27 protein-coding genes and 1 tRNA gene are annotated in these 24,822 nt (G+C 61.7%); 17 read left to right on the top strand and 11 right to left on the bottom strand.

Annotated features, from left to right (window positions below; translation table 11 throughout):
* Positions 1-125: 125 nt before the first annotated feature.
* On the bottom strand, positions 126-374 hold the full coding sequence (locus NANH_RS0118540; RefSeq protein WP_027263418.1) for an accessory factor UbiK family protein: 249 nt from the start codon (positions 372-374) through the stop codon (positions 126-128).
* 95 nt (positions 375-469) lie between these two features.
* Between NANH_RS0118540 and lgt the strand changes: the two genes are divergently transcribed.
* From lgt to NANH_RS0118520, 4 genes are all read left to right on the top strand, one after another.
* On the top strand, positions 470-1,360 hold the full coding sequence (lgt, locus tag NANH_RS0118535; protein ID WP_027263417.1) for a prolipoprotein diacylglyceryl transferase: 891 nt from the start codon (positions 470-472) through the stop codon (positions 1,358-1,360).
* Positions 1,357-2,424, top strand: a complete 1,068-nt coding sequence (locus tag NANH_RS0118530; RefSeq protein ID WP_027263416.1) for a class I SAM-dependent methyltransferase — start codon at positions 1,357-1,359, stop codon at positions 2,422-2,424. Before lgt ends, NANH_RS0118530 begins: the two co-directional genes overlap by 4 nt.
* Complete coding sequence (gene pgeF / locus NANH_RS0118525) at positions 2,421-3,176, top strand: peptidoglycan editing factor PgeF (protein WP_027263415.1); 756 nt, start codon at positions 2,421-2,423, stop codon at positions 3,174-3,176. Before NANH_RS0118530 ends, pgeF begins: the two co-directional genes overlap by 4 nt.
* 150 nt (positions 3,177-3,326) lie before the next feature.
* On the top strand, positions 3,327-4,112 hold the full coding sequence (locus NANH_RS0118520; protein WP_027263414.1) for a Hint domain-containing protein: 786 nt from the start codon (positions 3,327-3,329) through the stop codon (positions 4,110-4,112).
* Between the two features lie 12 nt (positions 4,113-4,124).
* Here NANH_RS0118520 and NANH_RS0118515 read toward each other — a convergent pair whose 3' ends face one another.
* Positions 4,125-4,625 carry an Lrp/AsnC family transcriptional regulator gene (locus tag NANH_RS0118515; RefSeq protein ID WP_027263413.1) on the bottom strand — a complete coding sequence of 167 codons (501 nt, stop codon included), beginning with the start codon at positions 4,623-4,625 and terminating at the stop codon, positions 4,125-4,127.
* A gap of 214 nt (positions 4,626-4,839) precedes the next feature.
* Here NANH_RS0118515 and trxB point away from each other — a divergent pair, with 214 nt between their 5' ends.
* Positions 4,840-5,781 (top strand): thioredoxin-disulfide reductase, encoded by a 942-nt coding sequence (gene trxB / locus NANH_RS0118510; protein WP_027263412.1) that lies wholly within the window; start codon positions 4,840-4,842, stop codon positions 5,779-5,781.
* 213 nt (positions 5,782-5,994) lie between these two features.
* Positions 5,995-7,710, top strand: coding sequence for a bifunctional sulfate adenylyltransferase/adenylylsulfate kinase (locus NANH_RS0118505; RefSeq protein ID WP_027263411.1), 1,716 nt, complete (start codon positions 5,995-5,997; stop codon positions 7,708-7,710).
* Between the two features lie 387 nt (positions 7,711-8,097).
* On the opposite strand, the gene NANH_RS0118495 is transcribed toward NANH_RS0118505, so the two are convergent.
* From NANH_RS0118495 to NANH_RS0118480, 4 genes are read right to left on the bottom strand one after another with little or no spacing between them, the layout of a single operon-like run.
* Positions 8,098-8,964, bottom strand: a complete 867-nt coding sequence (locus tag NANH_RS0118495) for a glycosyltransferase family 10 domain-containing protein (RefSeq protein WP_027263409.1) — start codon at positions 8,962-8,964, stop codon at positions 8,098-8,100.
* The gene (locus NANH_RS0118490) at positions 8,961-9,848 is read right to left on the bottom strand and encodes a PhzF family phenazine biosynthesis protein (RefSeq protein ID WP_027263408.1); all 888 of its coding nucleotides are present in this window, start codon (positions 9,846-9,848) and stop codon (positions 8,961-8,963) included. Before NANH_RS0118490 ends, NANH_RS0118495 begins: the two co-directional genes overlap by 4 nt.
* A gap of 38 nt (positions 9,849-9,886) precedes the next feature.
* Positions 9,887-10,111 (bottom strand): DUF1150 family protein, encoded by a 225-nt coding sequence (locus NANH_RS0118485; protein WP_027263407.1) that lies wholly within the window; start codon positions 10,109-10,111, stop codon positions 9,887-9,889.
* Positions 10,112-10,114: 3 nt separating this feature from the next.
* A complete protein-coding gene (locus NANH_RS0118480) occupies positions 10,115-10,528 on the bottom strand; it encodes an Hsp20 family protein (protein ID WP_027263406.1) in 414 nt (137 codons plus the stop codon).
* Positions 10,529-10,688: 160 nt separating this feature from the next.
* Here NANH_RS0118480 and NANH_RS0118475 point away from each other — a divergent pair, with 160 nt between their 5' ends.
* The 3 genes from NANH_RS0118475 to NANH_RS0118465 are packed head-to-tail and all read left to right on the top strand — an operon-like array spanning position 10,689 to position 12,517.
* Positions 10,689-10,913: a YdcH family protein gene (locus tag NANH_RS0118475; protein WP_027263405.1), complete on the top strand. Its 225-nt coding sequence runs from the start codon at positions 10,689-10,691 to the stop codon at positions 10,911-10,913.
* 49 nt (positions 10,914-10,962) lie between these two features.
* Positions 10,963-11,451 (top strand): 5-(carboxyamino)imidazole ribonucleotide mutase, encoded by a 489-nt coding sequence (purE, locus tag NANH_RS0118470; RefSeq protein ID WP_027263404.1) that lies wholly within the window; start codon positions 10,963-10,965, stop codon positions 11,449-11,451.
* Positions 11,444-12,517 (top strand): 5-(carboxyamino)imidazole ribonucleotide synthase, encoded by a 1,074-nt coding sequence (locus tag NANH_RS0118465; protein ID WP_027263403.1) that lies wholly within the window; start codon positions 11,444-11,446, stop codon positions 12,515-12,517. Before purE ends, NANH_RS0118465 begins: the two co-directional genes overlap by 8 nt.
* Before the next feature lie 86 nt (positions 12,518-12,603).
* Here the strand turns inward: NANH_RS0118465 and NANH_RS0118460 are convergent, their stop codons facing one another.
* The 3 genes from NANH_RS0118460 to NANH_RS0118450 are packed head-to-tail and all read right to left on the bottom strand — an operon-like array spanning position 12,604 to position 15,416.
* Positions 12,604-13,755, bottom strand: a complete 1,152-nt coding sequence (locus NANH_RS0118460; protein ID WP_027263402.1) for an alpha-D-ribose 1-methylphosphonate 5-triphosphate diphosphatase — start codon at positions 13,753-13,755, stop codon at positions 12,604-12,606.
* Positions 13,752-14,525: a lipase family alpha/beta hydrolase gene (locus NANH_RS26560; RefSeq protein WP_036050054.1), complete on the bottom strand. Its 774-nt coding sequence runs from the start codon at positions 14,523-14,525 to the stop codon at positions 13,752-13,754. Before NANH_RS26560 ends, NANH_RS0118460 begins: the two co-directional genes overlap by 4 nt.
* Positions 14,526-14,561: 36 nt before the next feature.
* Complete coding sequence (locus NANH_RS0118450) at positions 14,562-15,416, bottom strand: DMT family transporter (RefSeq protein ID WP_027263401.1); 855 nt, start codon at positions 15,414-15,416, stop codon at positions 14,562-14,564.
* A gap of 330 nt (positions 15,417-15,746) precedes the next feature.
* Here NANH_RS0118450 and NANH_RS0118440 point away from each other — a divergent pair.
* From NANH_RS0118440 to NANH_RS0118410, 6 genes are all read left to right on the top strand, one after another.
* Positions 15,747-15,820: transfer RNA gene (locus tag NANH_RS0118440), tRNA-Gly, on the top strand.
* Positions 15,821-16,372: 552 nt separating this feature from the next.
* Positions 16,373-17,248, top strand: coding sequence for a TIGR01459 family HAD-type hydrolase (locus NANH_RS0118430; protein WP_027263399.1), 876 nt, complete (start codon positions 16,373-16,375; stop codon positions 17,246-17,248).
* 102 nt (positions 17,249-17,350) lie between these two features.
* Positions 17,351-17,794: a MaoC family dehydratase gene (locus NANH_RS0118425; RefSeq protein ID WP_027263398.1), complete on the top strand. Its 444-nt coding sequence runs from the start codon at positions 17,351-17,353 to the stop codon at positions 17,792-17,794.
* Positions 17,795-17,881: 87 nt separating this feature from the next.
* Entirely contained in the window at positions 17,882-18,814 is a 933-nt protein-coding gene (locus NANH_RS0118420) for a bifunctional riboflavin kinase/FAD synthetase (RefSeq protein WP_027263397.1), read from the top strand.
* The gene (locus tag NANH_RS0118415; RefSeq protein ID WP_027263396.1) at positions 18,811-19,281 is read left to right on the top strand and encodes a YcgN family cysteine cluster protein; all 471 of its coding nucleotides are present in this window, start codon (positions 18,811-18,813) and stop codon (positions 19,279-19,281) included. Before NANH_RS0118420 ends, NANH_RS0118415 begins: the two co-directional genes overlap by 4 nt.
* Complete coding sequence (locus NANH_RS0118410) at positions 19,281-20,324, top strand: threonine aldolase family protein (RefSeq protein WP_027263395.1); 1,044 nt, start codon at positions 19,281-19,283, stop codon at positions 20,322-20,324. The genes NANH_RS0118415 and NANH_RS0118410 overlap by 1 nt, the downstream gene beginning before the upstream one ends.
* A 275-nt stretch (positions 20,325-20,599) precedes the next feature.
* Here the strand turns inward: NANH_RS0118410 and NANH_RS0118405 are convergent, their stop codons facing one another.
* Positions 20,600-21,202, bottom strand: a complete 603-nt coding sequence (locus NANH_RS0118405; protein ID WP_027263394.1) for a 2-hydroxychromene-2-carboxylate isomerase — start codon at positions 21,200-21,202, stop codon at positions 20,600-20,602.
* Between the two features lie 107 nt (positions 21,203-21,309).
* Between NANH_RS0118405 and NANH_RS0118400 the strand changes: the two genes are divergently transcribed.
* Positions 21,310-22,329 carry a ribose-phosphate pyrophosphokinase gene (locus tag NANH_RS0118400; protein ID WP_027263393.1) on the top strand — a complete coding sequence of 340 codons (1,020 nt, stop codon included), beginning with the start codon at positions 21,310-21,312 and terminating at the stop codon, positions 22,327-22,329.
* A gap of 241 nt (positions 22,330-22,570) precedes the next feature.
* Here the strand turns inward: NANH_RS0118400 and NANH_RS0118395 are convergent, their stop codons facing one another.
* Entirely contained in the window at positions 22,571-23,527 is a 957-nt protein-coding gene (locus NANH_RS0118395) for an L-malyl-CoA/beta-methylmalyl-CoA lyase (protein ID WP_027263392.1), read from the bottom strand.
* Between the two features lie 276 nt (positions 23,528-23,803).
* Here NANH_RS0118395 and dgcN point away from each other — a divergent pair, with 276 nt between their 5' ends.
* Positions 23,804-24,805 carry an N-acetyltransferase DgcN gene (gene dgcN / locus NANH_RS0118390; RefSeq protein ID WP_027263391.1) on the top strand — a complete coding sequence of 334 codons (1,002 nt, stop codon included), beginning with the start codon at positions 23,804-23,806 and terminating at the stop codon, positions 24,803-24,805.
* Positions 24,806-24,822: the final 17 nt, after the last annotated feature.

Below are 24,822 nucleotides of genomic sequence, written 5' to 3'. Positions count from 1 at the left end.
TTGGCCGAGATGTCGCGGGCAGCCCGTACAAAAGGCATCCGGGCAAGGGAAAGGCGCGACACCGCTGTGGTGCGTCGCGCCTGAAAAACGGTGGATAAGATTGGCGCGGCAGCGCCGCCTTTGGATCAGTCCTGGCTCTTGGTCTCCAGCGCCGCGATGCGCGCAGCAAGCGTCTCGTTTTCCTCGCGCGCCTTTTGCGCCATGGCGCGCACTGCATCGAATTCTTCGCGCGTGACAAAATCGCGATCGGCCAGCCAGCGGTCCAACATCGATTTCATCGCTGTTTCCGCTTCGTCCTTGGCCCCTTGGGCGACGCCCATGGCGTTGGTCATCAACTGCGAAATGTCGTCCAGGATCTTGTTGCGGGTTTGCATCTGTCATCTCCGTGTCGCGATGCCCTCTTTATGGGCAATACAAACCGCAGGGACAAGGTTGACTTCCGCATTATCCCACGGGCATTGAAGCGCCCATGTATGCAGTTCTCCAATTTCCCGATCTGTCCCCCAACCTCTTCTCGATCTCGCTGTTCGGGATGGAGTTCGCTCTGCGCTGGTATGCTCTGGCCTATATCGCCGGCATTCTCATCGCCTGGCGATTGGGAGTCGCGGCGGTGCGCCGGTCCAACCTGTGGCCGAACGACACCGTCCCCATGACGCCTGAACAGATCGAAGACATGCTGACCTGGATCATCCTGGGGGTGATCCTGGGCGGGCGGCTGGGATTCGTGCTGTTTTACCAACCCGCATATTACCTGCAGAACCCGGTCGAGATCCTTCGCATCTGGCAGGGGGGCATGTCGTTTCACGGCGGGCTGACAGGGGTCGTCATCGCCGTCTGGCTCTACACCCGCCGACATCGGCTGCCCGCGTTGGGCGTGGCCGATCTGGTCGCCCACACGATACCCGCGGGGTTGTTACTGGGTCGGCTCGCCAATTTCATCAACGCCGAACTGTGGGGACGGCCCACCGACCTGCCCTGGGGCGTTATCTTTCCCGGTGCGGCAGCACAGGATTGCCCCGGTATTGCGGGCCTGTGCGCACGCCACCCCTCGCAATTGTACGAAGCGGTGCTCGAAGGCGCGCTCCTGGGTGCCCTGTTGTTGTGGCTCGTCTACCGGCGCAGCGGTTTGAAACGGCCTGGCCTGGTCAGCGGAACGTTCTTTGCCGGATATGGTCTGGCGCGGTTTCTGGTGGAGTTCGTGCGCCAGCCAGACGCCCAGTTCGTCACCCCCGGCAACCCATTGGGATTGGCCTGGCATCTGAGCGGATATGGGCTGACCATGGGACAAATCCTGTCGCTGCCGATGATCGCACTCGGGCTGTGGCTCGTCCTGCGGGCGCGGTGCAGAGGCGCCATATGACGCCAAAGCAACGCCTTGTCGAACGCATCCGTCACGACGGACCGATCAGCATTGCCAGCTTTATGCACGACTGCCTGCTGCACCCGACGCTGGGATACTACACAACCCGCGACCCGCTGGGCGCGGATGGGGATTTCACCACCGCGCCCGAAATCAGTCAGATGTTCGGCGAGCTGCTCGGGCTGGCACTGGCGCAATCCTGGATCGATCAGGGCCGCCCCACTCCGTTTACCCTGGCCGAGCTTGGGCCTGGCCGCGGCACGCTGATGGCGGATCTGCTGCGTGCCACCCACGCCGTGCCCGGATTTCATCAGGCCGCGCAGATCGCGTTGATCGAAGCTTCGCCCACCCTGCGGGCAAAACAGGCGCTGGCGCTGGCCGGTCATGCCCCCGAATGGCTGCAGGAAGCCGACCGGTTGCCTGACCGGCCCTTGTTCATTATCGCCAATGAGTTCTTTGACGCGCTGCCAATCCGCCAGTTCGTCCGCGCAGGCGATTGCTGGCAGGAACGGAGAGTCGGCGTTTCAGGGGATGATCTGGTCTTTGGCCTGACCGAACCCACGCCAAACCCAGCGCTGGCATATCGGATCGGCGACACCCAGGACGGCGATCTGATCGAGACCTGCCCCGCCGCCAGCGCGATCATCGATGCGGTGGCCCGGCGAATCGCCAGCCATGGCGGGGCCGCTCTGATCGTCGATTATGGCGACTGGCGCTCGTTGGGGGACACGTTGCAAGCGCTCCGACATCACGAAACAACGGACGTTCTCGCCTCACCGGGAGAGGCCGATCTGACCGCACATGTGGATTTCGAGGCGCTAGCCACCGCTGCCGGCGCCGCAGGTTGTGCCCATAGCCGCCTGACAACGCAGGGGGTTTTTCTGGAACGGCTGGGCATCACTACGCGCGCCCGGGCCCTGGCAGGCACATTGCAGGGCGCGGCGCTGGAAGCGCTGATCGCCGCACATCGCCGGTTGACGCATCCCGATGAAATGGGAAACCTGTTCAAGACGCTGGCCCTGTTCCCTGCCGAAAGCGTTCCGCCACCCGGATTTGATCGATGACCCTGGAAATATTGACAGCTGACATATTGTCACCTCTGCGCCACGGGTTCTTCACCCGGCGCGGCGGGGCATCCTCCGGCGTGTTCACCGGGCTGAACTGTGGTAGTGGATCGTCCGATCAGACCGACATGGTGACGATCAACCGCGCCCGCGTCGCCGATGCGATGCAGGTCGATCCCCAGGCGCTCGTCGCAGTCCATCAGGTGCATTCCCCCGACGTGGTGTGCGTAACGGCCCCGCTGCCCGACAAGCCACGCGCCGATGCATTGGTGACTGCAACGCCGGGTCTGGCCCTGTCGGTGCTGACCGCCGATTGCCAGCCGGTGCTGTTTGCGGATGCACAGGCGGGCGTGATCGGTGCAGCCCATGCCGGATGGCGCGGAGCACTGGACGGAGTGCTCGAGGCAACCGTGGACGCGATGGAACAGCTCGGCGCGGAGCGTCAGAACATCGCGGCGGTGATCGGCCCCTCGATCAGCCAGCGGGCATATGAGGTCGGGCCAGAGTTTCTGGACGCGTTCATGGCCGATGACACCGAAAACGCCCGGTTCTTTGCCAATGGCGAGGGTGATCGGCTGCAATTCGACCTGCCCGGCTTTGGATTGCACCGGCTGCGCCGCGCCGGTGTCGGTCAGGCCGAATGGACCCGGCACTGTACATATTCCGATCCCGACCGGTTCTATTCCTATCGCCGCAGCACCCACAAAAAAGATGCGGACTATGGGCGGCTGATCTCTGTCATCCGACTGTAGAGGGTTAACCAAACCGCCGACAGTTCGTTGACATTTTTAATGAAATTCGGCCAAAACTGTCCCCATGCAGATTTGATACACACCTGTGTCGATCTGCGTTGTCGGTGGGGGCCGACGCAGATTCGACCCGCCGGAACGGACCGACCGACCATGACACCGCCAGCCCCATTGCCGCGCTCTGTCCAGCGCGCATTGCAAACCGCACCATTTGCAATAAACGATCCTGCCGCCCTGCGCGCCCAACACAAACCGCAATTGCGCCGATACGAGGTTCTCTCCCTGCGCCCCGGAGGCGGGATTGCCGAGACTTGTCATGTCGCCCCTGCCCTGCAGCTGTTCGAGGATGCGTTCTGTGCCTTTTCACGCGGCTCGATGGTCGAAACCGAGACCGGGCTTGTCGCGGTCGAAGACCTGTTGCCGGGCGACCGGATCATCACCGGCGACGGAACCGCGCAGCCTCTGCTTTGGAAGGGACGGACCACCCTGGTGCCGGGACGCCCGGGCTCGCAGGGCCGCAATCTGCGCCTGACCCGGATCATGGCGGACAGTTTTGGCATCCAGCGTCCGATGTCCTACGTCCTGGCCGGCCCATCCGCCCGGTTGTTGAACACGCCCGATCACCTGCGCGCCCAGGCGGACGGCATGCGTGTCCTGACGCCGGTGCAACAGTTTCAGGATGGGATGAACGTGATCGAAACCGCACCGCCGACTGCCGTCGAACTGTTCCATATCTGCCTGCCGCGTCATGCGGTGATCCGTGTCGCGGGGCTGGAGTTCGAAACCTACCACCCCGGCCCCGACGCGCTGCGCACGCTCAGCCCCGCAATGCGCGCGGTTTACCTGAACCTGTTTCCCCATATCGATCAATGTGCAGATTTTGGAGATCTGGCCCATGCCCGCGCGGGCGACGGGCCGATGGATGCACGCGATACCTGAGCGGCAACGCAATCAGGCGCTGCGGCTCAGGCGCTGTTCCAGAATATCGAACGGCACGCCCGGGTCGTCTTTGGCCCCCCGGATCACCAGCGACGTCTTGACGCTGCCCACGTTCGGAGTGCTCAGCAATTCACCCGTCAAAAAGCTCTGAAAACTGCTTAGATCCGGGGCGACGCATTTCAGGATGAAATCCACTTCGCCGTTCAGCATGTGGCATTCGCGCACCAGCGGCCAGTTGCGGCATCGTTCTTCAAAGGCGATCAATTCGGCTTCGGCCTGACTGTCCAGCCCGACCATGGCAAAAACCTGCACCTCGAATCCAAGTTCGCGGGCATCGACTTCGGCGTGATAACCGCGGATCAGACCTGATTCTTCCAACGTCCGCACGCGGCGCAGGCAAGGCGGCGCCGAAATCCCGACCCGCTTGGCCAGTTCCACGTTGGTCATCCGACCATCAGCCTGCAATTCCGACAGGATCTTGCGATCAATCGGATCAAGGCGTATTGCGACCATTTTCTGCTCCCAGGGATTTTCGTTTCTTATAGCAGTGCAACCGGTACACGCAATAATGTTTCCCCAAACGTCGCGACCGTTTGTAGGGGCGGACCCACCCCGGCGTCCCCAGGGCACCCCTCGTGGATATGGGGTTTAAGCTCGTCGGGTCCATCGCTATATCGACTTTCCGAAGGGCCAATGGCCTACACATCACACTGCAATGGGGATTGTCATGGGCGAATCGCGTCACACCAGGGTTCTGATTATCGGCTCGGGCCCGGCGGGCTATACTGCGGGCGTCTATGCCAGCCGCGCGATGCTGAACCCTCTTCTGGTGCAGGGGCTTGAACCCGGAGGACAGCTGACCACCACCACCGAGGTCGAAAACTGGCCCGGTGATTCCGAGGTGCAAGGCCCCGATCTGATGCTGCGGATGGAAGCCCATGCCAAGGCGATGGGCTGCGAGATCGTGGGCGACATCATCACCGATCTGGAGCTGTCCAAACGCCCTTTCACCGCCAAGGGGGACAGCGGCACCACCTATACCGCCGATGCGGTCATCCTGGCGACCGGAGCGCGGGCGAAATGGCTGGGCCTGCCATCCGAGGAGAAGTTCAAGGGCTTTGGCGTCTCTGCCTGTGCCACCTGTGACGGGTTTTTCTATCGCGGTCAGGAAATCGTGGTGATCGGCGGCGGAAACACCGCCGTCGAAGAGGCACTGTTTCTGACCAATTTCGCCAGCAAGGTGACATTGATCCATCGCCGTGACGAGTTGCGTGCCGAAAAGATCCTGATCGACCGTCTGATGAAGAACCCCAAGATCGTACCGATGTGGTTCCACGAACTGGACGAGGTTGTCGGCACCGAAAGCCCGCTGGGCGTCGAAGCCGTGCGGGTGAAACACGTGCAAACCGGTGAAATCACCGAAATCCCGGCCATGGGAGTCTTTGTCGCCATCGGCCATGCCCCGGCCAACGAACTGGTCAAGGACGTGCTGGAAACCCACATGGGCGGCTATGTCGTCACCAAACCGGACAGTACCGAAACCAGCATTCCGGGTGTTTTTGCGGCCGGCGATCTGACAGATCACAAATACCGCCAGGCGGTGACCAGCGCGGGTATGGGCTGTATGGCGGCGCTGGAAGCAGAGCGGTTCCTGGCCGAACAGGACTAGCTGCCGCGCGTCGAAACTGCGGCGGAACTGCCTCTTTCGCCCCGGTCGGATTCGCGGAATATTGTCGCGAATCTGCCGCAAGCTGCGCCATAACCTCCCGATTTACAGGTTTTGCGTCCAATTCCCTAGACTTCTCCGATGCTCCGGGTCTATGCCGCGCGCGACCGGGCTGATCGCGGCCCGATGCACACACGCACAGCTGAGAGAGTACCGATGACGATGCTAGCCAACCTGGCTCCGATCCCCGAGCTATATGTTTCCTATGACTCCGCCCAAAAGCTGAAGGTCGAAGCCGGTGACCTCAAAAGTCATGACCTGACCCCGCGCCAGATCTGTGATCTGGAACTGCTGATGAATGGCGGCTTCAACCCGCTCAAGGGGTTCCTCGACCAAGCCGATTATGACAGTGTTGTCGAGAATATGCGCCTGGCGGACGGCACTCTTTGGCCGATGCCAATCAATCTGGATGTCTCCGAAGCCTTCGCGGAGTCCCTGGAAATTGGCGAGGACATCGCCCTGCGCGACCAGGAAGGCGTGATCCTGGCGACCATGACCGTTGCCGATCGCTGGACACCCAACAAGGCGCGCGAGGCGAAGATGGTGTTTGGCGCCGATGACATCGCGCATCCGGCGGTAAATCATCTGCACAACCAGGCCGGCGCGATCTATCTGGGTGGCCCGGTAACCGGTATTCAGCAGCCCGTGCATTACGACTTCCGGGGCAGCCGCGACACGCCGAACGAGTTGCGCGCCTATTTCCGCAAGCTGGGCTGGCGCCGGATTGTCGCGTTTCAGACGCGCAACCCGCTGCACCGTGCGCATCAGGAGTTGACCTTTCGTGCCGCGCGCGAAGCACAGGCCAACCTGTTGATTCACCCGGTTGTCGGCCTGACCAAACCTGGCGATGTCGATCACTTTACCCGCGTGCGGTGTTACGAGGCGGTGCTGGACAAGTATCCTGCCGCCACCACCTCGATGAGCCTCTTGAATCTGGCAATGCGCATGGCCGGCCCGCGCGAGGCGGTCTGGCACGGGCTGATCCGCAAGAACCACGGCTGCACCCACTTCATCGTCGGACGTGACCATGCCGGCCCTGGCAAGAACAGCGCGGGCGAGGATTTTTATGGCCCTTACGATGCCCAGGATCTGTTTCGCCAGCACCAGGACGAAATGGGCATCGAAATGGTCGATTTCAAACACATGGTCTATGTGCAGGAACGCGCCCAATACGAGCCCAACGACGAGATCGAAGATCGCGACAATGTCACGATCCTGAACATCTCCGGCACCGAACTGCGCCGCCGGCTGCAGGAAGGTCTGGAAATCCCCGAATGGTTCAGCTTTCCCGAGGTTGTAAAAGAGCTGCGCCGCACCCGTCCCCCCCGGTCCAAGCAGGGCTTTACCGTGTTTTTCACCGGCTTCTCGGGGTCGGGAAAATCCACTATTGCCAACGCACTTATGGTCAAGCTGATGGAAATGGGCGGACGTCCGGTGACGCTGCTGGACGGCGATATCGTGCGCAAGAACCTGTCCAGCGAGTTGGGATTCAGTAAAGAACACCGCGACCTGAACATCCGCCGCATCGGTTACGTGGCCAGCGAGATCACCAAGAACGGCGGCATCGCCATCTGCGCCCCGATCGCACCATATGCCACGACCCGGCGCGCCGTACGCGAGGACATCGAAGCTTATGGCGCGTTTCTCGAAGTCCATGTCGCCACCAGCATCGAGGAATGCGAACGCCGCGACCGCAAGGGCCTGTACAAGCTGGCGCGCGAAGGCAAGATCAAAGAATTCACCGGAATCTCCGATCCCTACGACGTCCCCGAAAACCCCGAACTGCGCGTCGAAACCGAAGGCACCGATGTGGATAACTGCGCCCATCAGGTTCTGTTGAAGCTGGAAAACATGGGCCTGATCGCCGGGTAGGCTGCCAGCCCGATGCATGACCCTATGTCCGCCGCCTCGTGCGGCGGGCCTATGCCTTTAGCCCAAGCCGGAATTGGAGCTACCGTACCAACTGACCCAGGTCGTTTGACCGCAGGTGAGCGACCGCAGATCAAGCACGGGCTTTCTTGCAGGCTGAGCGTATTTCGAACCGGTGACGCTGCCCCGATCAATGCGCAGGCCGCGCATTCGGACGGCCGGCGGGAACCGGCAGACACAACCGGAATATCCATCAATATCGGATTTCAGAGTGGCCATAACCCAGCCCTGCAGGTGAAAGGCGGCCTGCCCGATGGCAGTATCCGGCAGCACAACAACATGCGGTCCTTTATCGCGCTGTATTTACTGCAAGAAATCCAGAGCAACACCTTACATGCTGTCACGCAACGCCGTAGCCGCGCGGGTTTCCAGGTGATCGTACGCCGCTGCGACGGGCTTTAGCTCCTGTAGCGCCGCCAGACGGCGGTCATAGTCTGCAGCGGATGCCGACCGGATCGCCGCCTGCATTTGCGCCGCATCCTGACACAGAATCATGGCCGATGTGTCCATGAAATCGCTGATGTTCGGACAGCCCCAATAGATTGGCACGGTTTCACACAAAATTGCATCGATCAGCTTTTCGGAGAAATAGTTTCGCTGCTGGACGTTCTCGATCACGATCGAGAACCGGAACGGCGCCAGCCCGTCGGATTTCTGCTCGAACGGCGTATATCCGCGCCCCATCACCTGAACATCCAGGCCCTGATTCTGTACAAATTCGACCATGTCATGGCGCAGCTTGTGACCCGGATGATCCCGTTTCCCCGAGGCGATCAGCGACATCGTTGCGGTCTTGTCAATCTTCAGATCCCGCCAGTCCGGCACCCAGGTCGTGCCATAGGGCAAAAACAGGCCATTCGGAATTCGCGCCAGAAAATCTTCATCATAACTGAACACGCGAAAGAACCGCCTGTGGGTTGCCCGCAGCAACCGCAGATGATGACCATGCATGATGTTGGGTTCGACGACCATGATCGACACCCGCGCCGGGCAGTGCCAACGCAGCCGGAAATGCAATGCCGTCTTGGGATAGACGATCAGGTGATCTGTCGGAGCCAGATCTGATATGCGCCCGCCCCGCAACCGGTCCGGGCAGCCCAGAGGCCAACTCAAATCGACCAGCGGCCGATCCGCCGCCTCAGCCCCCAGCGTCAGCCCATAGGGCAGAACCGCGATGGCTGGCTCAGATGCGCTCACCGTTGCGGCTCGGGCAGGTCAATTTCGCCCCGCATCAACACATATCCCTCGCCCGCCACCTTGATCCCGGTCATGGCGTCTCTGGGACCAACGCGAATGACCCGCGCCTGACCCGGGCGGCCCATCCAATGGCCCTGCTGGGCGATGAAACAATCCTTGTCGATCAATCCGTGGTGCCACAGATAGGCCGCCATCGCCCCCGTAGCCGATCCGGTAAATGGATCTTCGGGCGGGCTGGGCGGCGCCAGAAGCAGCCGAGAGAACGTGTCGCCCTCGACCGTTGCGCCGCCCAGCGTGACCAAAAACGGTTCCATGACATCGGTGTCGTCATGGCCCAACTCGACCGCGAGATTCCGCAGGGCTTCAACGTTCAGCCGTGCGGCGCGCAGATCGGCCTGGTCCCGCAGCACGGTGATGCAGAACGGCAGCCCGGTAGACACCAGTTGGGGCGGCGCGACAATGGTCTCGGGCATCAGGCCAATGGCCATCGCCACCCGCGCAGCATTGGGTTTTGCACCGAACTTTGGCGCGACCTGGGTCATTTCGATCAGATCGCCATCCAGTGTCACCGTCACCAGCCCGGCACCGGTCTCCAGCGTCAGGCTGTTGCTTTCGATCAGACCGCGCGATCGCATTGCGGCGACGGTTGCGATGGTCGGATGCCCGGCAAAGGGGATCTCACGGCTGGCCAGAAAGTAACGCACACGGATATCCGCCACACGCGAAGGCCCAGTAAAGGTGCACTCGACCAGCGATGTCTCGCGCACAAAGGCCATGCAGACGTCTGCATCCAGGTCAGCGCCCTGATGCACGACTGCACAGCCATTGCCGCTGAACGGGCGGGCGGTAAAAGCATCCACCCAGTCAAAAAGATAGGTCGCCATGGCAGCCCTTTCCTGTCAGGCGGACAGCCTGCGAGAAGTCAGTGTACCGCCACCGGCGCATAGTCATGCTGGCGCGCAAGCGTAAAGGCCATCCGCCGATCGGCGACCAATGCCAGTTGCTCTCCGTCCACGGTATGCACCGAATAGAGTTGCGTCAAATCACCCACCTCGGCCTGCACCTCGTCGGGCAAATCTGCAACGTCTACGGTTTTGACATAGACGATCCGATTGTCCATGTGATCGAAATTGTAAGGAGTATCCATAACTTACCCTTTCCTGATATTGATGGTTTGCACTACGGCCTCGGGCACCGCCCGCGTCAGATCCACGTGCAGCAGGCCGTTTTCCATGACCGCTTCGCCCACTTCGACGCCGTCGGCCAGAACGAACATGCGTTGGAACTGGCGCGCTGCGATGCCACGATGCAAAAACACCCGCCCCTCGCTGTTGTCGCTTTGACGGCCACGAATAACCAATTGCCGGTCCTCGACCGTGATCGACAGATCCGCCTCGGCGAAACCGGCCACGGCCAGTGTGATCCGATAGGAAAAATCCGAGGTCTGTTCGATATTGAACGGGGGATAACCTTCATTGCCGGTCTTTGAGGACCGTTCCAACAGGCGTTCCAATTGCTCAAATCCCAGCAGATGCGGATAGGAGCCCAGAGTAAGTTTCGACACGTTTTCGTCCTTTGGTATCTAAAGCGACGGTGCGCGCGGTCCCGGTTCGGCAACCGCACGCAACAAATATGGGGGGAAACCTTGTTCGCAACAAGGTCTAGGTTAAAACATCTTATCCGCGTATCCTTGCGACAATGCCGAAACGATTCTGGATCCGCCAATGAACGTCCAATCCGATCTGTCGATGAAAACCGATGAAGTGTTGCGTGTCGAACTGGAGGTCTTTCGCCGCCAGCATCGCGACCTGGACGAGGCAATCGCGGCGCTGGTTGAACGCGGTACGGCGGACCAACTGACCCTGAAGCGCCTGAAAAAGCAAAAATTGCGACTGAAGGACATTATCGCAAGGATTGAAGACCGTTTGACCCCGGACATCATTGCCTAGGCGCGCTATCCCGATATAGTGCGCGCTCTTTTGATTGCGAGGGCGGGCAATGACCGAGACTAACGTGGGCATCATCATGGGCAGCCAGTCGGACTGGGCGACCATGAAACCGGCCGCCGACATTCTGGATGAACTGGGCATATCCTACGAGAAACGCATCGTGTCAGCACATCGCACGCCGGACCGCTTGTGGGACTACGGCAAAACCGCCGTGGCGCGCGGATTGCGGGTGATCATCGCCGGGGCTGGCGGGGCGGCGCATCTGCCGGGCATGATGGCATCAAAGACCCGCGTGCCGGTGATCGGCGTCCCGGTACAGACCCGCGCGCTGTCCGGTGTGGATTCGCTGTATTCGATCGTGCAGATGCCCAAGGGGTTTCCCGTTGCCACCATGGCCATCGGCGCGACCGGGGCTGCCAATGCCGGGCTTATGGCCGCTGGTATCCTCGCCCTTGGGGATGTCGCTCTGGCCGGGCGACTGGACAACTGGCGCGCAGCGCTCTCCGCATCCATCGCCGAGGAGCCGATCGATGAGTGATCCGTTGCAGCCCGGTGCCGTCATCGGAATTCTGGGCGGAGGCCAATTGGGGCGCATGCTGTCGATGGCGGCCGCACGGCTGGGCTTTGCCACCCATATCTTTGAACCCGGTGCCAACCCGCCTGCCGGTCAGGTTGCCGACCGGGTGACAACCGCCGCCTATGACAATACGGATGCGCTGGCCGCTTTTGCCAAAAGCGTCGATGTCGTCACCTATGAATTCGAGAACATCCCCACCGCCGCTTTAGACGTGTTGGAGGCACACCGCCCGATTCATCCCGGGCGCGAGGCACTGCGGATCAGCCAGGATCGGTTGACGGAAAAGACTTTCCTGCGGCAACTGGGTCTGCAAACCGCCGCCTTTTCCGATGTCTATGATCTTGCCAGCCTTGCGGCGGCCATCGCTGAAACCGGCACCCCGGCAATCCTCAAGACCCGGCGCCTGGGCTATGACGGCAAGGGCCAGGCACGGCTGTCTGGGCCACAAGACGCCTCCCGGGCACTTGAAGAGATGGCGGGTGCCCCGGCCCTGCTCGAAGGGTTTGTGGATTTCAGTCACGAGGTTTCCGTGATCGCCGCGCGCGGTTTGACCGGCGAGGTCGCATGTTTCGATCCGGGCGAGAACGTTCACCGCGATGGCATCCTGCATACCACCACCGTGCCAGCCCGCCTGTCCTCCGCACAGCGCACCGACGCGGTTCTTCTGGCCGCCAACATCCTGAACGCGCTGGATTATGTCGGTGTTTTGGGTGTCGAACTCTTTGTCACGCCACAGGGGCTGGTCGTCAATGAAATCGCTCCGAGGGTGCATAATTCGGGCCACTGGACTCAGAACGGCTGTGCGGTGGACCAGTTCGAACAGCACATCCGCGCCATTGCGGGTTGGCCATTGGGCAACGGGCAACGCCATGCCGATGTGGTGATGGAGAACCTGATCGGTGCGGATATGGACCGCGTGCCCGATCTCGCCCGCGATCCCGACACCGCATTGCATCTTTATGGCAAGGCCCAGATCAAACCCGGACGCAAGATGGGTCACATCAATCGAATCCAGCGCACCGGCTGAGCCACGCGCCTCGAAAATCCCGCGGATTTTCGTGCGCGGCAACGACGGCTCAACGAGCCCGAGGCGTCGCGCGCCCCTTTTGCGGCCTATCTCAAAAACCGCGCGGCGACATCGCCGGTCATATAGCTTACCCTGCCCCCCGAAAGCGTTGCCGCAACCCGGTGGGATTTCTGCTCCAGAATCACCAGATCCGCCCGCTGTCCGGGCGCGAGCTCGCCGCGATCGGCCAGGCCCAGCACCCTTGCGGGTTCACGCGACACCAACCCCCATGCATCGGAAAATTCACAAATCCCGCTGCGTGCCAACATCAACGCCGCCCGGCGCGGGCTGGGATAATGATAGTCCGAGGCCAACGCATCGCATAATCCCATCGCCACCAGCTCGAGCGCACTGACATTGCCCTTATGCGACCCGCCCCGCACCAGATTCGGAGCCCCCAGCACCACGCTATCCCCGCCTGCGCGCGCCGCCTCGGCGGCCTCGAGCGTTTCTGGGAACTCGGCAATCCGCACCCCGCGCGCGCGCCATCTGTCGCGATCCGCCGCCGTTCTATCGTCGTGGCTGCCCAAACGAACACCCGCCTTGACCAATCTGGGCGCCAAATCGTCCAGCGCGGCCTGAACGTCACTGCCAGCCGCATGCAAATCCCGCAACAACTGCAAATGCCGATCCGGATTGCGCCCCGCTTTCAACGCCTGCCCGGTCAAGCGCGGTGGAATTTTTCCCGCAGCAAGCCGCTCGTGGGGCAAATGATCGTTGAACACCACATAGGATACCCCCCAGTTTGCAAGCCGTTGGGGCAGATCGGCATAGTCCGCCAACAGATGCGTTTCAAACCGCAATTGAGGGATGACATCCGTCACCACCCCGTCGCGCATCTGCCGGATGGCCATAAACACCTGTTCGGCAAACTCGGGACCGCGCAACCCACCCTCCCAGCTGTAGAACTGGGCCAGAACGGCGGTGGTCATGCCATTGGCGGCCAGCTCGGCTTCGGCGGCGATCACCCCTTCGGACATCTGCTTCATCGCACCCCGTCGGGGGGCCATATGGCGCTCGAACCCGTCCCCATGGATGTCGATGATGCCCGGCAGCACCAGATAGCCCGACAAATTCACCCGTCGGCCCACCGGATCGGCCTGGATCAACCCATCCGCCAGGGACAAGGTCGCGGGCCCCAGCCCAGCCTGGGGCAGCAGAACCTCGGCCCCGTGCAGATCCAGCGCCAGGCTGTTCACGGTTGCTCCTTATGCGGCTGCGGCGCGTCGCACAGACCGGTCTCGCACAGCGTCTCGATCGTGCCGAATACGGCATCCATCCACGAGATATCCGGATCGAAACGGCCGAATTCTATGAAATGCAACGCCTCGGCAATAACACGCGGATTGTTCATCATGAATGTATGGGTAACCGGAAGCTGGATATGGTCCGTCATCCCCTGAACGCGGGTCGACTGTACCGAGACCTTGCCATCGTCCGGCCCGTCGATAAGGGCCGAGAACAGCGGGTTCAGCGAATTGGTTCCGGCGATTACCCCCAATGGAAAGTCCACCGGCGGCAACCGGCGCGGCAGACTGTCGCGCCCGGTGCCCAGTTGCAGCCCGGCGGGACCGTTCAATACCCCGAAAACCTCTAGATCGCCCAGTTCATCGACCAGCTCACTGCCCTGATTGGGCGGGCCCAACATCACAACCCGGCCCAGTTTTTCGGGCCTCGTGCGACGAAACCAATAGCGGATCAGGATGCCCCCCATCGAATGGGCGATGAAATGCACGGTCTGATCGCCACATTGTGCAACCGCCTCAGGCAGTGTCTGTTCGGCCAGAGCAGGGATTGGCAGGTCGGTCGACGGGTATCCGGGCCGCACCACGTCATAGCCGCGGGCCAGCAGAACCTGCTCCATGATCGCAAAGGATGCTTCGGTCCGCGCCAGCCCGTGCAGCAGCACAACGCAATCCGCCCGACCGGATGTGGGCAGCATAAGCAACAAGAGGAACGCCAGTCTCATATGCGCCGAATACGCCGGATCCGGACGCGGGGAAAGTCACTTGGTCGTATTCGACTCCGGGGTCATGCGCACCGACAGGGCGATCCCGCCCAGAACCAGCACTGCCCCCGCCACCAGTCGCAGACTGGCCACCTCTCCCAAGAGCAATACGCCTGCAATCAGGGCGATCACGGGGGCCGCCAATTGCACGATCGCCGCCATCGCCGGAGAAAACCGCCCCACCACCGAATACCAAAGCGCATAGCCAAGCCCCGACGTCACCGCGCCGGACAGCACCGCGAATGCCGCACCGGTCAGGCTGACAACCGGCTCGCCGCCCAGAATCAGTGGCGCCAGCAGCACCGGCGGCAGGGCCATGCAGAAATTCGCCGCCGTGCCCGCAAGCGCGTCCGGCTCGCTGCGCCCCGCGAGAGTATAGACAGCCCAGCCCACGCCGGCGGCGGCCATGAACGCCACCCCGGCGGGATCGACGACCACTGTCTCCGATGGCGACAAAACCCAGGCCAGCCCACCAAAGGCAATCGCCGCCCCCACGATCTGGCGAAGCTGCGGCGGAGCACCGCGTAGGCTGGCCAACACAAAGATGGTGATCTGCACCACTCCGAACAGGATCAGCGCCCCCAACCCGGCGTCCAGCGTCAGATACGCAGCCGAGAAACCGATCATGTACAGCACCAGCGATCCCGCCCCGATGATGCGGCGCGGCACCAACAGCGGCAGAGATCGGCCCCGCCACCGGACCAGCAGGGCCAGCACCAGGGCACCCGCCGCCACCCGCAACACTGCAAAGCTGGCCGGATCGATGGTTCCGCTGTCCACCGCCAACCGGTTCAGAATCGAATTTGCCGCAAATGCGGTCATGGTCAGGGCGGTCAATAAAAACAGGCGCATGCGTTCTGAATAGCGACATCAGGCCGAATGATAACGTAGAAAATCAATCGCCCCTTCGATTTCCGCACCGCTCAGGAGGTGCCGATCGCCCCGGAAGCCGACCATTTTATGGCACGCAATCTCAGCGCCCGCAGCTTCGCCCGGGCGCGGCCTGAAATCTGATTCCAGAATCGATGAATGGCGCACTGGACAAACGAAATCTGATACGGCCGACCGGCCAAAGGTCAGGCCCGGGCTGGAAAACCGGATGACCCCGAGGCTCATAAACTGCGATTGGCGACATACCACTTGACGCGAAAAGTCCTATGAAATAGTGAGCAAATCCAGTACGCGGGCGTTGTGTAATGGTAAGACCTCAGCCTTCCAAGCTGATGATGCGGGTTCGATTCCCGCCGCCCGCTCCATTGGCGCCCGTCAGGTCACTCACACTCTGTAGATAATCTGATGCGCGCCGTTGGCCCAAGACCCCTTCCAGGACAGATGGGGCGCAAATCGAAATGCCTGTCGTCATGAATTGGAACGTCACCGACGGCGTGTAAATGGAGCGTACACCGGGCCTGCTCCGATCTTGCCGTTCCCAATACTCAATCATACGGCCCGCAATTCCGAAGCCCGGGGCCGGCTTTCCGGGGTTAGGCCCCGGACAACGACGGGCCGTTGGCGCAAATTTGCCTCGATCGCCGTGGTCCAGACGTGATGTCCGACAACCTGAACATCATGAACGGAATGACAGAGGGAAACCCAAATTGTCCTGCTCTGGTTGACCGGGGCGCCCCCGACCGAACCCACGCCACATCGGCAATGATATTCACAGCCCCGGCCTTGGTGTTTCAAATGCAAGCGCGCGGCACCTAAATGCGGTGGGATGCCATCGCGCCGTATAATCGCAATCGGGTTTCGGGCTTGCGGTCTGCCGCCTGTACGATCACGGTCATGCCAAACCAGATGAGGATGCCATGACCCAGATCATTTCCGCGCTCAGCGAGATTTCAGACCGCTACAAGGCCCTGTTTGTCGACCTGTGGGGCTGTGTGCACGACGGAGTGCGTGCGCTGCCCGGTGCGGTCACGGCTTTACAGACCTATCGTCAAACCGGCGGAACCGTGGTGCTGGTCACCAACTCGCCCAAACCCCGTGCTGGGGTGCGGGACCAACTTGTGCAATTTGGCGTGCCGGACGACGCATGGGATACCATTGCCACATCGGGCGACAGCGCACGCGCCGCCATGTTTCGCGGCGCGGTGGGGGAAAAAGTCTGGTTCATGGGCGAAGAGGTCCGCGATGCCGGCTTTTTCGAACCGCTCGCGGTCATCGACAACCCGGTACAAATCACCCGCGTGCCGCTGGATCAGGCCGAGGGCATCGTCTGTTGCGGCCCGTTCGATCCCATGGCGGACCCGGCCGAGAACCGGCCGCAATTTCTGTATGCCAAGCAGAAGGGCCTGAAACTGCTGTGCGCCAACCCGGATATCGTTGTCGATCGCGGCGAGACCCGCGAATGGTGCGCCGGCGCGCTGGCCCGGCTGTATACCGAGATGGGTGGCGAGAGCATGTATTTCGGCAAGCCATATCCGCCGATCTACGATCTGGCCCGTCGTCGGCTGGCAGAACTGGACCGGATGGTGCCTGATTCGTTGATCCTGGCCATCGGCGACGGCATCCACACCGACATATCGGGGGCCATGGGCGAAGACATTGATTCTCTCTTCATCACCGGCGGGTTGGCCGCAGCGGAAACCAGGACCGCCGATCACCCGGATACCAAGGCGCTAGAGCTCTATCTTCAAAAGGAAAAAATCAGCCCGCGCTACAGCATAGGTAAATTGCGCTGACCTAAAAAAAGCTTGATTTTCTGCACCTGCAAAGTAATAAAGTTACCAACCGACGCAGCGTTGCTGTATTTTTATTACCTGCACGATGACGAAAGAGGAACCATGTTGGACAATCTGCCCCGCGGAACGATCTGTATCGAAGATATCGAGATGGGCATGTCGCGCCATCTGCGCAAAACCGTGACCGATCAGGATATCGAAATGTTCGCACAAGTGTCCACGGATCGGAATCCGGTACATCTGGACGATGACTATGCCCGCGACACAATCTTCGAAGGGCGCATCGCGCATGGCATGCTGACGGCGGGGCTGATCTCGGCAGTGATCGGCGAACAATTGCCCGGTCATGGAACGGTCTACATGGGTCAGTCGCTGAAATTCCTGGCTCCGGTGCGCCCGGGCGATACGGTCTATGCCGAGGTCAAGGTCATCGATATCGATATGGGCAAACGCCGGGTCAAGCTCGAATGCCACTGTGCGGTGGACGGCAAGAAGGTTCTGATCGGCGAGGCCGTGGTTCTCGCCCCCAGCCGCAAGTTCGACTGACGATCCCCCCCGTTCAGGCAAAATCAGGGCCCGCAAAAGCACATCCGGGCTCTTGCGCAACCGCGCCATGAAAGCTACGCAACGGCCATGCGGATCGTGCGGGATTATCAGTTTGTCGAACCCCAGGATCGCGGCGCCAGCGTCGCGATCGGCAATTTCGACGGTGTTCATCTGGGCCATCAATCGGTCATGGATCTTGCGCGGCACGCGGTTCGCGGCGCCCCGTTCGGCGTGCTGACCTTTGAGCCCCATCCGCGTGAGTTTTTTGCGCCCGACGCGCCTCCTTTCCGCCTGATGGGTCGGCAGGCCCGCTGCCACCGGCTGGAAAAACTGGGCGTGCAGCGGCTGTATGAGCTGGCATTCAACACCGGTTTGGCAGGCCTCAGCCCCCGCGAATTCGCACGCAACGTCATCACCGACGGGCTTGGCCTGTCCCATGTGGTTGTCGGTGCCGATTTCTGCTTTGGCAAGGGGCGCGCCGGACGCGCCCGGGATCTGGTTCAATTCGGAAAAGACATGGGCTTTGGCGTCACCATCGCGCCGCTGCTGGAGAACGGAGAGCACACCGTATCCTCGACCGCCATCCGCCAGGCGCTCAGCGACGGGCGCCCCCGGGATGCGGCGGCAATGCTGGGGCACTGGCACAGAATCGAAACCAAAGTGATCAGCGGCGAACAACGTGGCCGCGACCTCGGCTTTCCCACCGCCAACATGTCTATCGACGGCCTTCACCCTCCGGCATTTGGCGTCTATGCAGTCCTCGTCGATGTGCTGGACGGCCCCCACAAGGGCAGCTATCAGGGCGCGGCATCGATTGGCGTGCGCCCCATGTTCGGCGAAAATCGCGCCAATCTGGAAACCTTCCTTTTCGACTTCTCCGGCGATCTCTACGGCACCACCCTGTCCGTAGCCTTGGTCGCATATTTGCGCCCCGAGGAAAAATTCGACTCGCTCGACGCCCTGATCACCCAGATGGACGCCGACTGCGCCCGCGCCCGCGCCCTCCTGAGCGCCGAATGAACGATCCGATCAATCGCGCCGGGCTCGGCCATCGGTTCTGGGAGCGCAAACCGCTCTCCAAGCTGTCCCAACAGGAATGGGAAGCCCTGTGCGACGGTTGCGGCAAATGCTGTCTGAACAAGCTGGAAGACGAAGACACCGGTGAAGTCGAGCTGACCCGCGTCGCCTGTCGGCTGCTGGACGACAGCACCTGCCGCTGTTCGCAATACGATATCCGCCATCAATTTGTACCCGAATGCATCGTGCTGACACCCCGGAACATCGACAGCCACGCCTATTGGATGCCTTCGACCTGCGCCTATCGCTTACTGTACGAGGGCCAGCCGCTCTATGATTGGCACCCGCTGATTTCCGGCACCGCGCAATCGGTTCACGATGCGGGCGTATCGGTGCAGGGCTGGACCGTGCCAGAATTCGAAATCCCCGAAGAAGAGTGGGAAGATCACATAATCGTGGAGCCAATCTGATGTTTTTTGCCTCAGACAATGCGGGTCCAGCCCACCCCCAGGTGATGGCAGCCCTGAATGACGTCAATGCCGGTTTTGCGATGCCCTATGGGGTCGATCCGCTGATGGACGAGGTGCGCGCGCAGATTCGCGACCTGTTTGAGGCCCCCCAGGCCGCCGTCTATCTGGTCGCCACCGGCACCGCCGCGAATTCTCTGGCTCTGGCCACCCTGACCCCCCCCTGGAAGACGATTTTCTGCTCACCCGTCGCCCATATCCACGAAGATGAATGCAATGCGCCCGAATTCTTTACCGGCGGCGCCAAGCTGACACTGGTGCCCGGCCCGGACAAAATGACCGCCGCGGCGCTGGCCGCAACCATCGCCAAGGAAGAAACCCGCGGTGTCCATGGGCCGCAGCGCGGAGCCGTTTCGATCACCCAGGTCACAGAGCGAGGTTCAGTTTATTCCCTGGCCGAGTTGCGGGCAGTGAGCGATGTTGCAAAGGCGCATGGCCTGCCGGTGCATCTGGACGGCGCGCGCTTTGCCAATGCGCTGGTTCAACTGGGCTGCACCCCTGCCGAGATGACCTGGAAATCGGGGGTCGAGGCGGTGTCCCTTGGGGGCACCAAGAACGGCTGTATGGGGGTCGAGGCGGTGGTGTTTTTTGACCCTGAAAAAGCCTGGGAGTTCGAATTGCGTCGCAAGCGGGGCGCACACCTGTTTTCCAAACACCGCTACCTGTCCGCCCAGATGGCCGCCTATCTGCGCGACGATCTGTGGCTGACACTGGCGCGCACGGCAAATGCCGCCTGTGCGCGGCTCTCCACCGGGTTGCAAGCCGCCGGAGCCGAATTTCTGCATCAACCTGACGCCAACATGATTTTTGCCGCATTCCCCCGCGCCGCGCATCAACGCCTGCACGATGGCGGTGCGGTGTATTATATCTGGGAGGGCGAACTGAAGGGCGACGATCCCGACGAAATGCTTGCGGCGCGGCTGGTCTGCGACTGGTCAATCACGGATCAGCAGATCGACCGGTTCCTGGCGCTTCTCGCCGGCTAGCGGGTCGGCCTGGACGGTGCGCAGGTCGGATCGAAAGCGGGCGAAGACGCGGGGTGATGGGCAACATATGCCCGCACCGGCAATTTGCACCTGCACGCTTTACGCCGCGCCGACACGTCATCCTGCACGCAAATCACCCTGTGACATGTCTCTCTCAGCACCAAAGTCGGCATCGCGCCCCGCTTCGCAACACTCGGCGCAAGCATCCCGGCGCGCTCGTGATACAAGGCGCATCGCAGGCCGGAACCACACCTGCGGGGCCTTGTCGGCCTTCCTCATGCCTTCAGTTTGGCCAGATGCGCGTCCAGATCCTCCAACCGGTCCTGCCCCCAGAACCGCCCGCCGTCCGACGTGATATAGAACGGCGCGCCGAACACGCCGCGTTCGGCGGCTTCCTCCAGGTTGGCGGCATAGGTTTCAGCCCCTTGCAACAATCCACTGTCGGCCAGTGCCGGATTGAATCCAGCCGCTTGCAGGCAGGCGCGGATTACATCGTCCTGGGCAATGTCCTTTTCCTCGGCCCAGCAGGCGCGCAGAAAAGACTGCACCAGCGCGCCAACATCGCCCCCGCCCGCCAATTGCGCCGCGATGATGGCATATGAGGACGGTGCCATATTGGTCGGCCAATGCGCCGGTTTAAGGTTGAACGGCATCTTCAGCTTGGCGGACTGGCGCAGCAATTCGATGGCGCGGTATTCCTGCCGCGCCGGGTGCCGGTCCCTGGGCGGCACCCCGCCTGTCCGGCCGAACAGGGCGATCAGGTCAAGCGGCTTGTAAGCGATTTTGGCCCCGTGTTTTTCCGCAATCCGCTCCAACCGGTCGCCCGCCAGATAGGCATAGGGCGATAACGTCGCAAAAAAGTAGTCGATGTCAGCCATATGTCGATTTCCTTCCGCCAATTTGTTTGCGCGACGGTAAGGCCATGCTAAGCGGTGTCAACATCACGAATCTGTCACATTGCCCTAGCTGCCCGGGAACCCAAACCATGCCGACACTGACCGAACCCAAGCTGATCGCGGGGAACGCCAATCTACCATTGGCCCAGGCGATCGCCAGACGGATGACCATGCACCGTGGCGTGCATACGGGGCTGGTCGACGCCCGCGTCGAGCGGTTCAACGATGGCGAGATATTTGTCGAAGTCTACGAGAACGTGCGCGGCGAGGACATGTTCATCGTTCAGCCCACCTCGAACCCGGCGAATGACAACCTGATGGAACTGCTGATCATGGCCGATGCATTGCGCCGGTCCTCGGCCGCGCGCATCACCGCCGTATTGCCCTATTTCGGCTATGCACGCCAGGACCGCCGCACCAAGGCACGCACGCCGATTTCCGCCAAGCTGGTCGCCAACATGCTGGTGGGTGCCGGGATCGAGCGGGTGTTGACGATGGATCTGCATGCCGCCCAGATTCAGGGGTTCTTCGACATCCCGGTGGACAACCTTTATGCCAGCCCGGTTTTTGCGTTGGATATCAAGACCCACTTCAAGGACCAGATGAACGATCTGATGGTGGTGTCGCCCGACGTCGGCGGAGTGGCACGCGCACGCGAGCTGGCCAAGCGGATCAACTCGCCGCTGGCGATCGTGGACAAACGCCGCGAAAAGGCCGGCGAAGTGGCGGAGATGACCGTGATTGGCGACGTAAAAGACAAGATCTGCCTGATCGTGGATGACATGTGCGACACCGCCGGTACCCTGTGCAAGGCGGCCGAGGTGCTGTTGGAGAACGGTGCCAAAGAAGTGCACTCCTATATCACCCACGGCGTGATGAGCGGCCCCGCTGTCGAGCGGGTGACAAACTCGGTGATGAAATCTCTTGTCATCACCGATACGATTCAGCCCACCGCCGCCGTACAAGCGGCACCCAATATCCGGATCGTGCCAACCGCGCCGGTCTTTGCCCAAGCGATTCTGAACATCTGGAACGGCACGTCCGTATCGTCCCTGTTTGATGACGACACCCTGACCCCGATCTACGAGTCGCTCTATTCGGCGGCCTGATCTTATCGGCGGCTCGCCCGCCCAAAAGGTTCACAAACAGGCTTGCCGAACGTCATCCGAACAGGGTCCTCGACCTCGTCGCAGGTGTTGCGGCCGGAAAAATCCAGGATAGAGACTCCGCCGGACAAAACGCCAGCGGCGCCCATTGCCCGGTGGTCCCCCTGCCGCCAGTCCGCCCCCCATGGCGCGGGGCGGGACGGCGGGCCTTGCGGTCGCTCGTGCGCCCGCCCCGCAGAGGGTACTAGCCGGCAATCATCTCGGATTGACGCACGATCACCTCGGCCTGTTTGATGCTGGCAATATCGACCAGCCGCCCCTTGTAGACGGTGGCGCCTTCGCCATTTGCCTTGGCCTGTTCCATCGCCGCCAGGATCTCGCGCGCCTCGGCGACCGCCTCATCGGACGGGGTGAACACCTCGTTGGCCAGGGCGATCTGCTTGGGGTGGATCGCCCATTTACCAACCATGCCCAGCGTCGCCGAACGCCGGGCCTGGGCCCGGAACCCTTCGTCATCCGAGAAATCGCCGAATGGGCCGTCAACCGGCAACACGCCGTGGGTGCGGCAGGCGGCGACGATGGCGGTCTGCGCCCAGTGCCACGGATCGGACCAATGTTTCTGGCCCTCGTGAAGCATGTAATAGTTTTCCTGCGTACCGCCGATGCCGGTGGTTTGCATGCCCATCGACGCGGCAAAATCGGCAGCGCCCAGGCTCATGGCGACCAGCCGGGGCGACGCGGCGGCAATCTCTTCGACATGGGCGATGCCCGCAGCGCTTTCGATGATCACTTCGAAATCGATCCGCTTGCCGCGTCCCTTTGCGGCCTCGATCGCGGTGACCAGGGCATCGACCGCATAGAGATCGCCTGCGCAGCCGACCTTGGGGATCATGATCTGGTCCAGACGTTCGTCCGCCTGCTCCAGCAGGTCGACCACGTCGCGATACCACCATGGCGTGTCCAGCCCGTTGATGCGCACCGACAGCGTCTTGGTGCCCCAATCGAGCGCACCGATGGCCTGGATGATATTCGCGCGGGCCGCGTCCTTGTCGGTGGGGGCAACCGAATCTTCCAGATCCAGATTGATCACATCCGCCGCGCTGGCTGCCATCTTTTCGAACAGAGCCGGGCGCGAGCCGGGGCCGAACAACTGACAGCGGTTGGGACGGGCCGGTGCGGCTGGCTGGAGGCGGAAGCTCATGATCGGGGCCTTTCGGGTAAGGATGTTGCGATATCTTTCCCTGGCGGGATATTAAATTGCGCAGACCGGCGCAAGCGGGATTATGCAGCTGCAGCAAGCGAACCGCCCTCGCGGGAGAAACAGCGAATCTTATGCCAGAGTTGTGCAAGAAAGCCCGACCTAAAGCGCCGTTATCAGAATAATCGTGCGACTTTCTGCAGTTGCACAACCGAAAACGCGACACACTCGTTCTGCACCTGCTTTAGGGTGCCGATAATTTACAAGGAGTGCAGCCCGATGATCGAGACCCCATATCTTTTGTTTCTGGGCGATGCGCCTGACCAACTGGCCGCCAAGGTGGCCCAGGGCATCAAGGACTGGCGACCCGAAAATGCGGTTGGACAATTCCGCATGGCGGGGTGCAAGGCCGATGTCGGGCTGTCCGACATGACGTTGGCCGAGGCGAAATCTGCCGGGGCCAAAACCCTGGTGATCGGCGTCGCCAACCGTGGCGGCGTGATTTCACCGGCATGGAAAGAGGTGCTGATCGCCGCCCTTGAAATGGGCTTTGACCTGGCGTCGGGGCTGCACAACCTGTTGCGTGACGAAGGCGACCTGGTGGCGGCCTCCCAGACCCATGGCGGAACCCTGCATGATGTGCGGGTGCCGTCGGTGGGCTATCCGATTGCCAACGGCATCAAGCGCAGCGGCAAGCGGGTTCTGGCAGTGGGCACCGATTGCTCGGTCGGCAAGATGTACACGGCACTGGCGCTGGACGAGGCGATGCGCAAGCGGGGCCTGAAAAGCACCTTTCGCGCCACCGGGCAGACTGGCATCCTGATTACCGGACACGGGGTGCCGCTGGATGCGGTGATTGCCGATTTCATGGCCGGTTCGGTCGAGTATCTGACGCCGGACAATGACGATGACCACTGGGATATCATCGAGGGGCAAGGCAGCCTGTTTCACGTCTCGTTCTCGGGCGTGACCATGGCGCTGATTCACGGTGGGCAACCCGACGCGCTGATCCTGAGCCACGAGCCCAGCCGGGCGCATATGCGGGGGCTGCCGGGCTATACATTGCCCAGTCTCGAAACACTGCGTGACACGGCGCTGCCGCTGGCCCGGATCTCGAACCCGGCGTGCCAGGTGGTCGGAATCGCGGTGAACACCCAGCACATGACCGAGGACGAAGCGCTGAGCTATCTGGCCGAGGTCGAGGCGCGCATGGGGCTGCCTGCGGTGGACCCTTATCGTCAGGGGGCCGATCGTCTGGTGGACGCTCTGGCCGCAGTATAGGCACGGCCTGGGCCGGT

This window comes from Sedimentitalea nanhaiensis DSM 24252 (assembly GCF_000473225.1).
Classification (GTDB): domain Bacteria; phylum Pseudomonadota; class Alphaproteobacteria; order Rhodobacterales; family Rhodobacteraceae; genus Sedimentitalea; species Sedimentitalea nanhaiensis.
Note: the sequence above shows the minus strand (reverse complement) of the source record. Positions and strands in the feature narration are given on the sequence as shown.

Excerpts from the sequence above, each read along its gene's own strand:
- NANH_RS0118540 (WP_027263418.1), bottom strand. The coding sequence starts at position 374 with ATGCAAACCCGCAACAAGATCCTGGACGACATTTCGCAGTTGATGACC.
- lgt (WP_027263417.1), top strand. The coding sequence starts at position 470 with ATGTATGCAGTTCTCCAATTTCCCGATCTGTCCCCCAACCTCTTCTCG.
- NANH_RS0118530 (WP_027263416.1), top strand. The coding sequence starts at position 1,357 with ATGACGCCAAAGCAACGCCTTGTCGAACGCATCCGTCACGACGGACCG.
- pgeF (WP_027263415.1), top strand. The coding sequence starts at position 2,421 with ATGACCCTGGAAATATTGACAGCTGACATATTGTCACCTCTGCGCCAC.
- NANH_RS0118520 (WP_027263414.1), top strand. The coding sequence starts at position 3,327 with ATGACACCGCCAGCCCCATTGCCGCGCTCTGTCCAGCGCGCATTGCAA.
- NANH_RS0118515 (WP_027263413.1), bottom strand. The coding sequence starts at position 4,625 with ATGGTCGCAATACGCCTTGATCCGATTGATCGCAAGATCCTGTCGGAA.
- trxB (WP_027263412.1), top strand. The coding sequence starts at position 4,840 with ATGGGCGAATCGCGTCACACCAGGGTTCTGATTATCGGCTCGGGCCCG.
- NANH_RS0118505 (WP_027263411.1), top strand. The coding sequence starts at position 5,995 with ATGACGATGCTAGCCAACCTGGCTCCGATCCCCGAGCTATATGTTTCC.
- NANH_RS0118490 (WP_027263408.1), bottom strand. The coding sequence starts at position 9,848 with ATGGCGACCTATCTTTTTGACTGGGTGGATGCTTTTACCGCCCGCCCG.
- NANH_RS0118485 (WP_027263407.1), bottom strand. The coding sequence starts at position 10,111 with ATGGATACTCCTTACAATTTCGATCACATGGACAATCGGATCGTCTAT.
- NANH_RS0118475 (WP_027263405.1), top strand. The coding sequence starts at position 10,689 with ATGAACGTCCAATCCGATCTGTCGATGAAAACCGATGAAGTGTTGCGT.
- purE (WP_027263404.1), top strand. The coding sequence starts at position 10,963 with ATGACCGAGACTAACGTGGGCATCATCATGGGCAGCCAGTCGGACTGG.
- NANH_RS0118465 (WP_027263403.1), top strand. The coding sequence starts at position 11,444 with ATGAGTGATCCGTTGCAGCCCGGTGCCGTCATCGGAATTCTGGGCGGA.
- NANH_RS26560 (WP_036050054.1), bottom strand. The coding sequence starts at position 14,525 with ATGAGACTGGCGTTCCTCTTGTTGCTTATGCTGCCCACATCCGGTCGG.
- NANH_RS0118450 (WP_027263401.1), bottom strand. The coding sequence starts at position 15,416 with ATGCGCCTGTTTTTATTGACCGCCCTGACCATGACCGCATTTGCGGCA.
- NANH_RS0118430 (WP_027263399.1), top strand. The coding sequence starts at position 16,373 with ATGACCCAGATCATTTCCGCGCTCAGCGAGATTTCAGACCGCTACAAG.
- NANH_RS0118425 (WP_027263398.1), top strand. The coding sequence starts at position 17,351 with ATGTTGGACAATCTGCCCCGCGGAACGATCTGTATCGAAGATATCGAG.
- NANH_RS0118420 (WP_027263397.1), top strand. The coding sequence starts at position 17,882 with ATGCGGATCGTGCGGGATTATCAGTTTGTCGAACCCCAGGATCGCGGC.
- NANH_RS0118415 (WP_027263396.1), top strand. The coding sequence starts at position 18,811 with ATGAACGATCCGATCAATCGCGCCGGGCTCGGCCATCGGTTCTGGGAG.
- NANH_RS0118410 (WP_027263395.1), top strand. The coding sequence starts at position 19,281 with ATGTTTTTTGCCTCAGACAATGCGGGTCCAGCCCACCCCCAGGTGATG.
- NANH_RS0118405 (WP_027263394.1), bottom strand. The coding sequence starts at position 21,202 with ATGGCTGACATCGACTACTTTTTTGCGACGTTATCGCCCTATGCCTAT.
- NANH_RS0118400 (WP_027263393.1), top strand. The coding sequence starts at position 21,310 with ATGCCGACACTGACCGAACCCAAGCTGATCGCGGGGAACGCCAATCTA.
- NANH_RS0118395 (WP_027263392.1), bottom strand. The coding sequence starts at position 23,527 with ATGAGCTTCCGCCTCCAGCCAGCCGCACCGGCCCGTCCCAACCGCTGT.
- dgcN (WP_027263391.1), top strand. The coding sequence starts at position 23,804 with ATGATCGAGACCCCATATCTTTTGTTTCTGGGCGATGCGCCTGACCAA.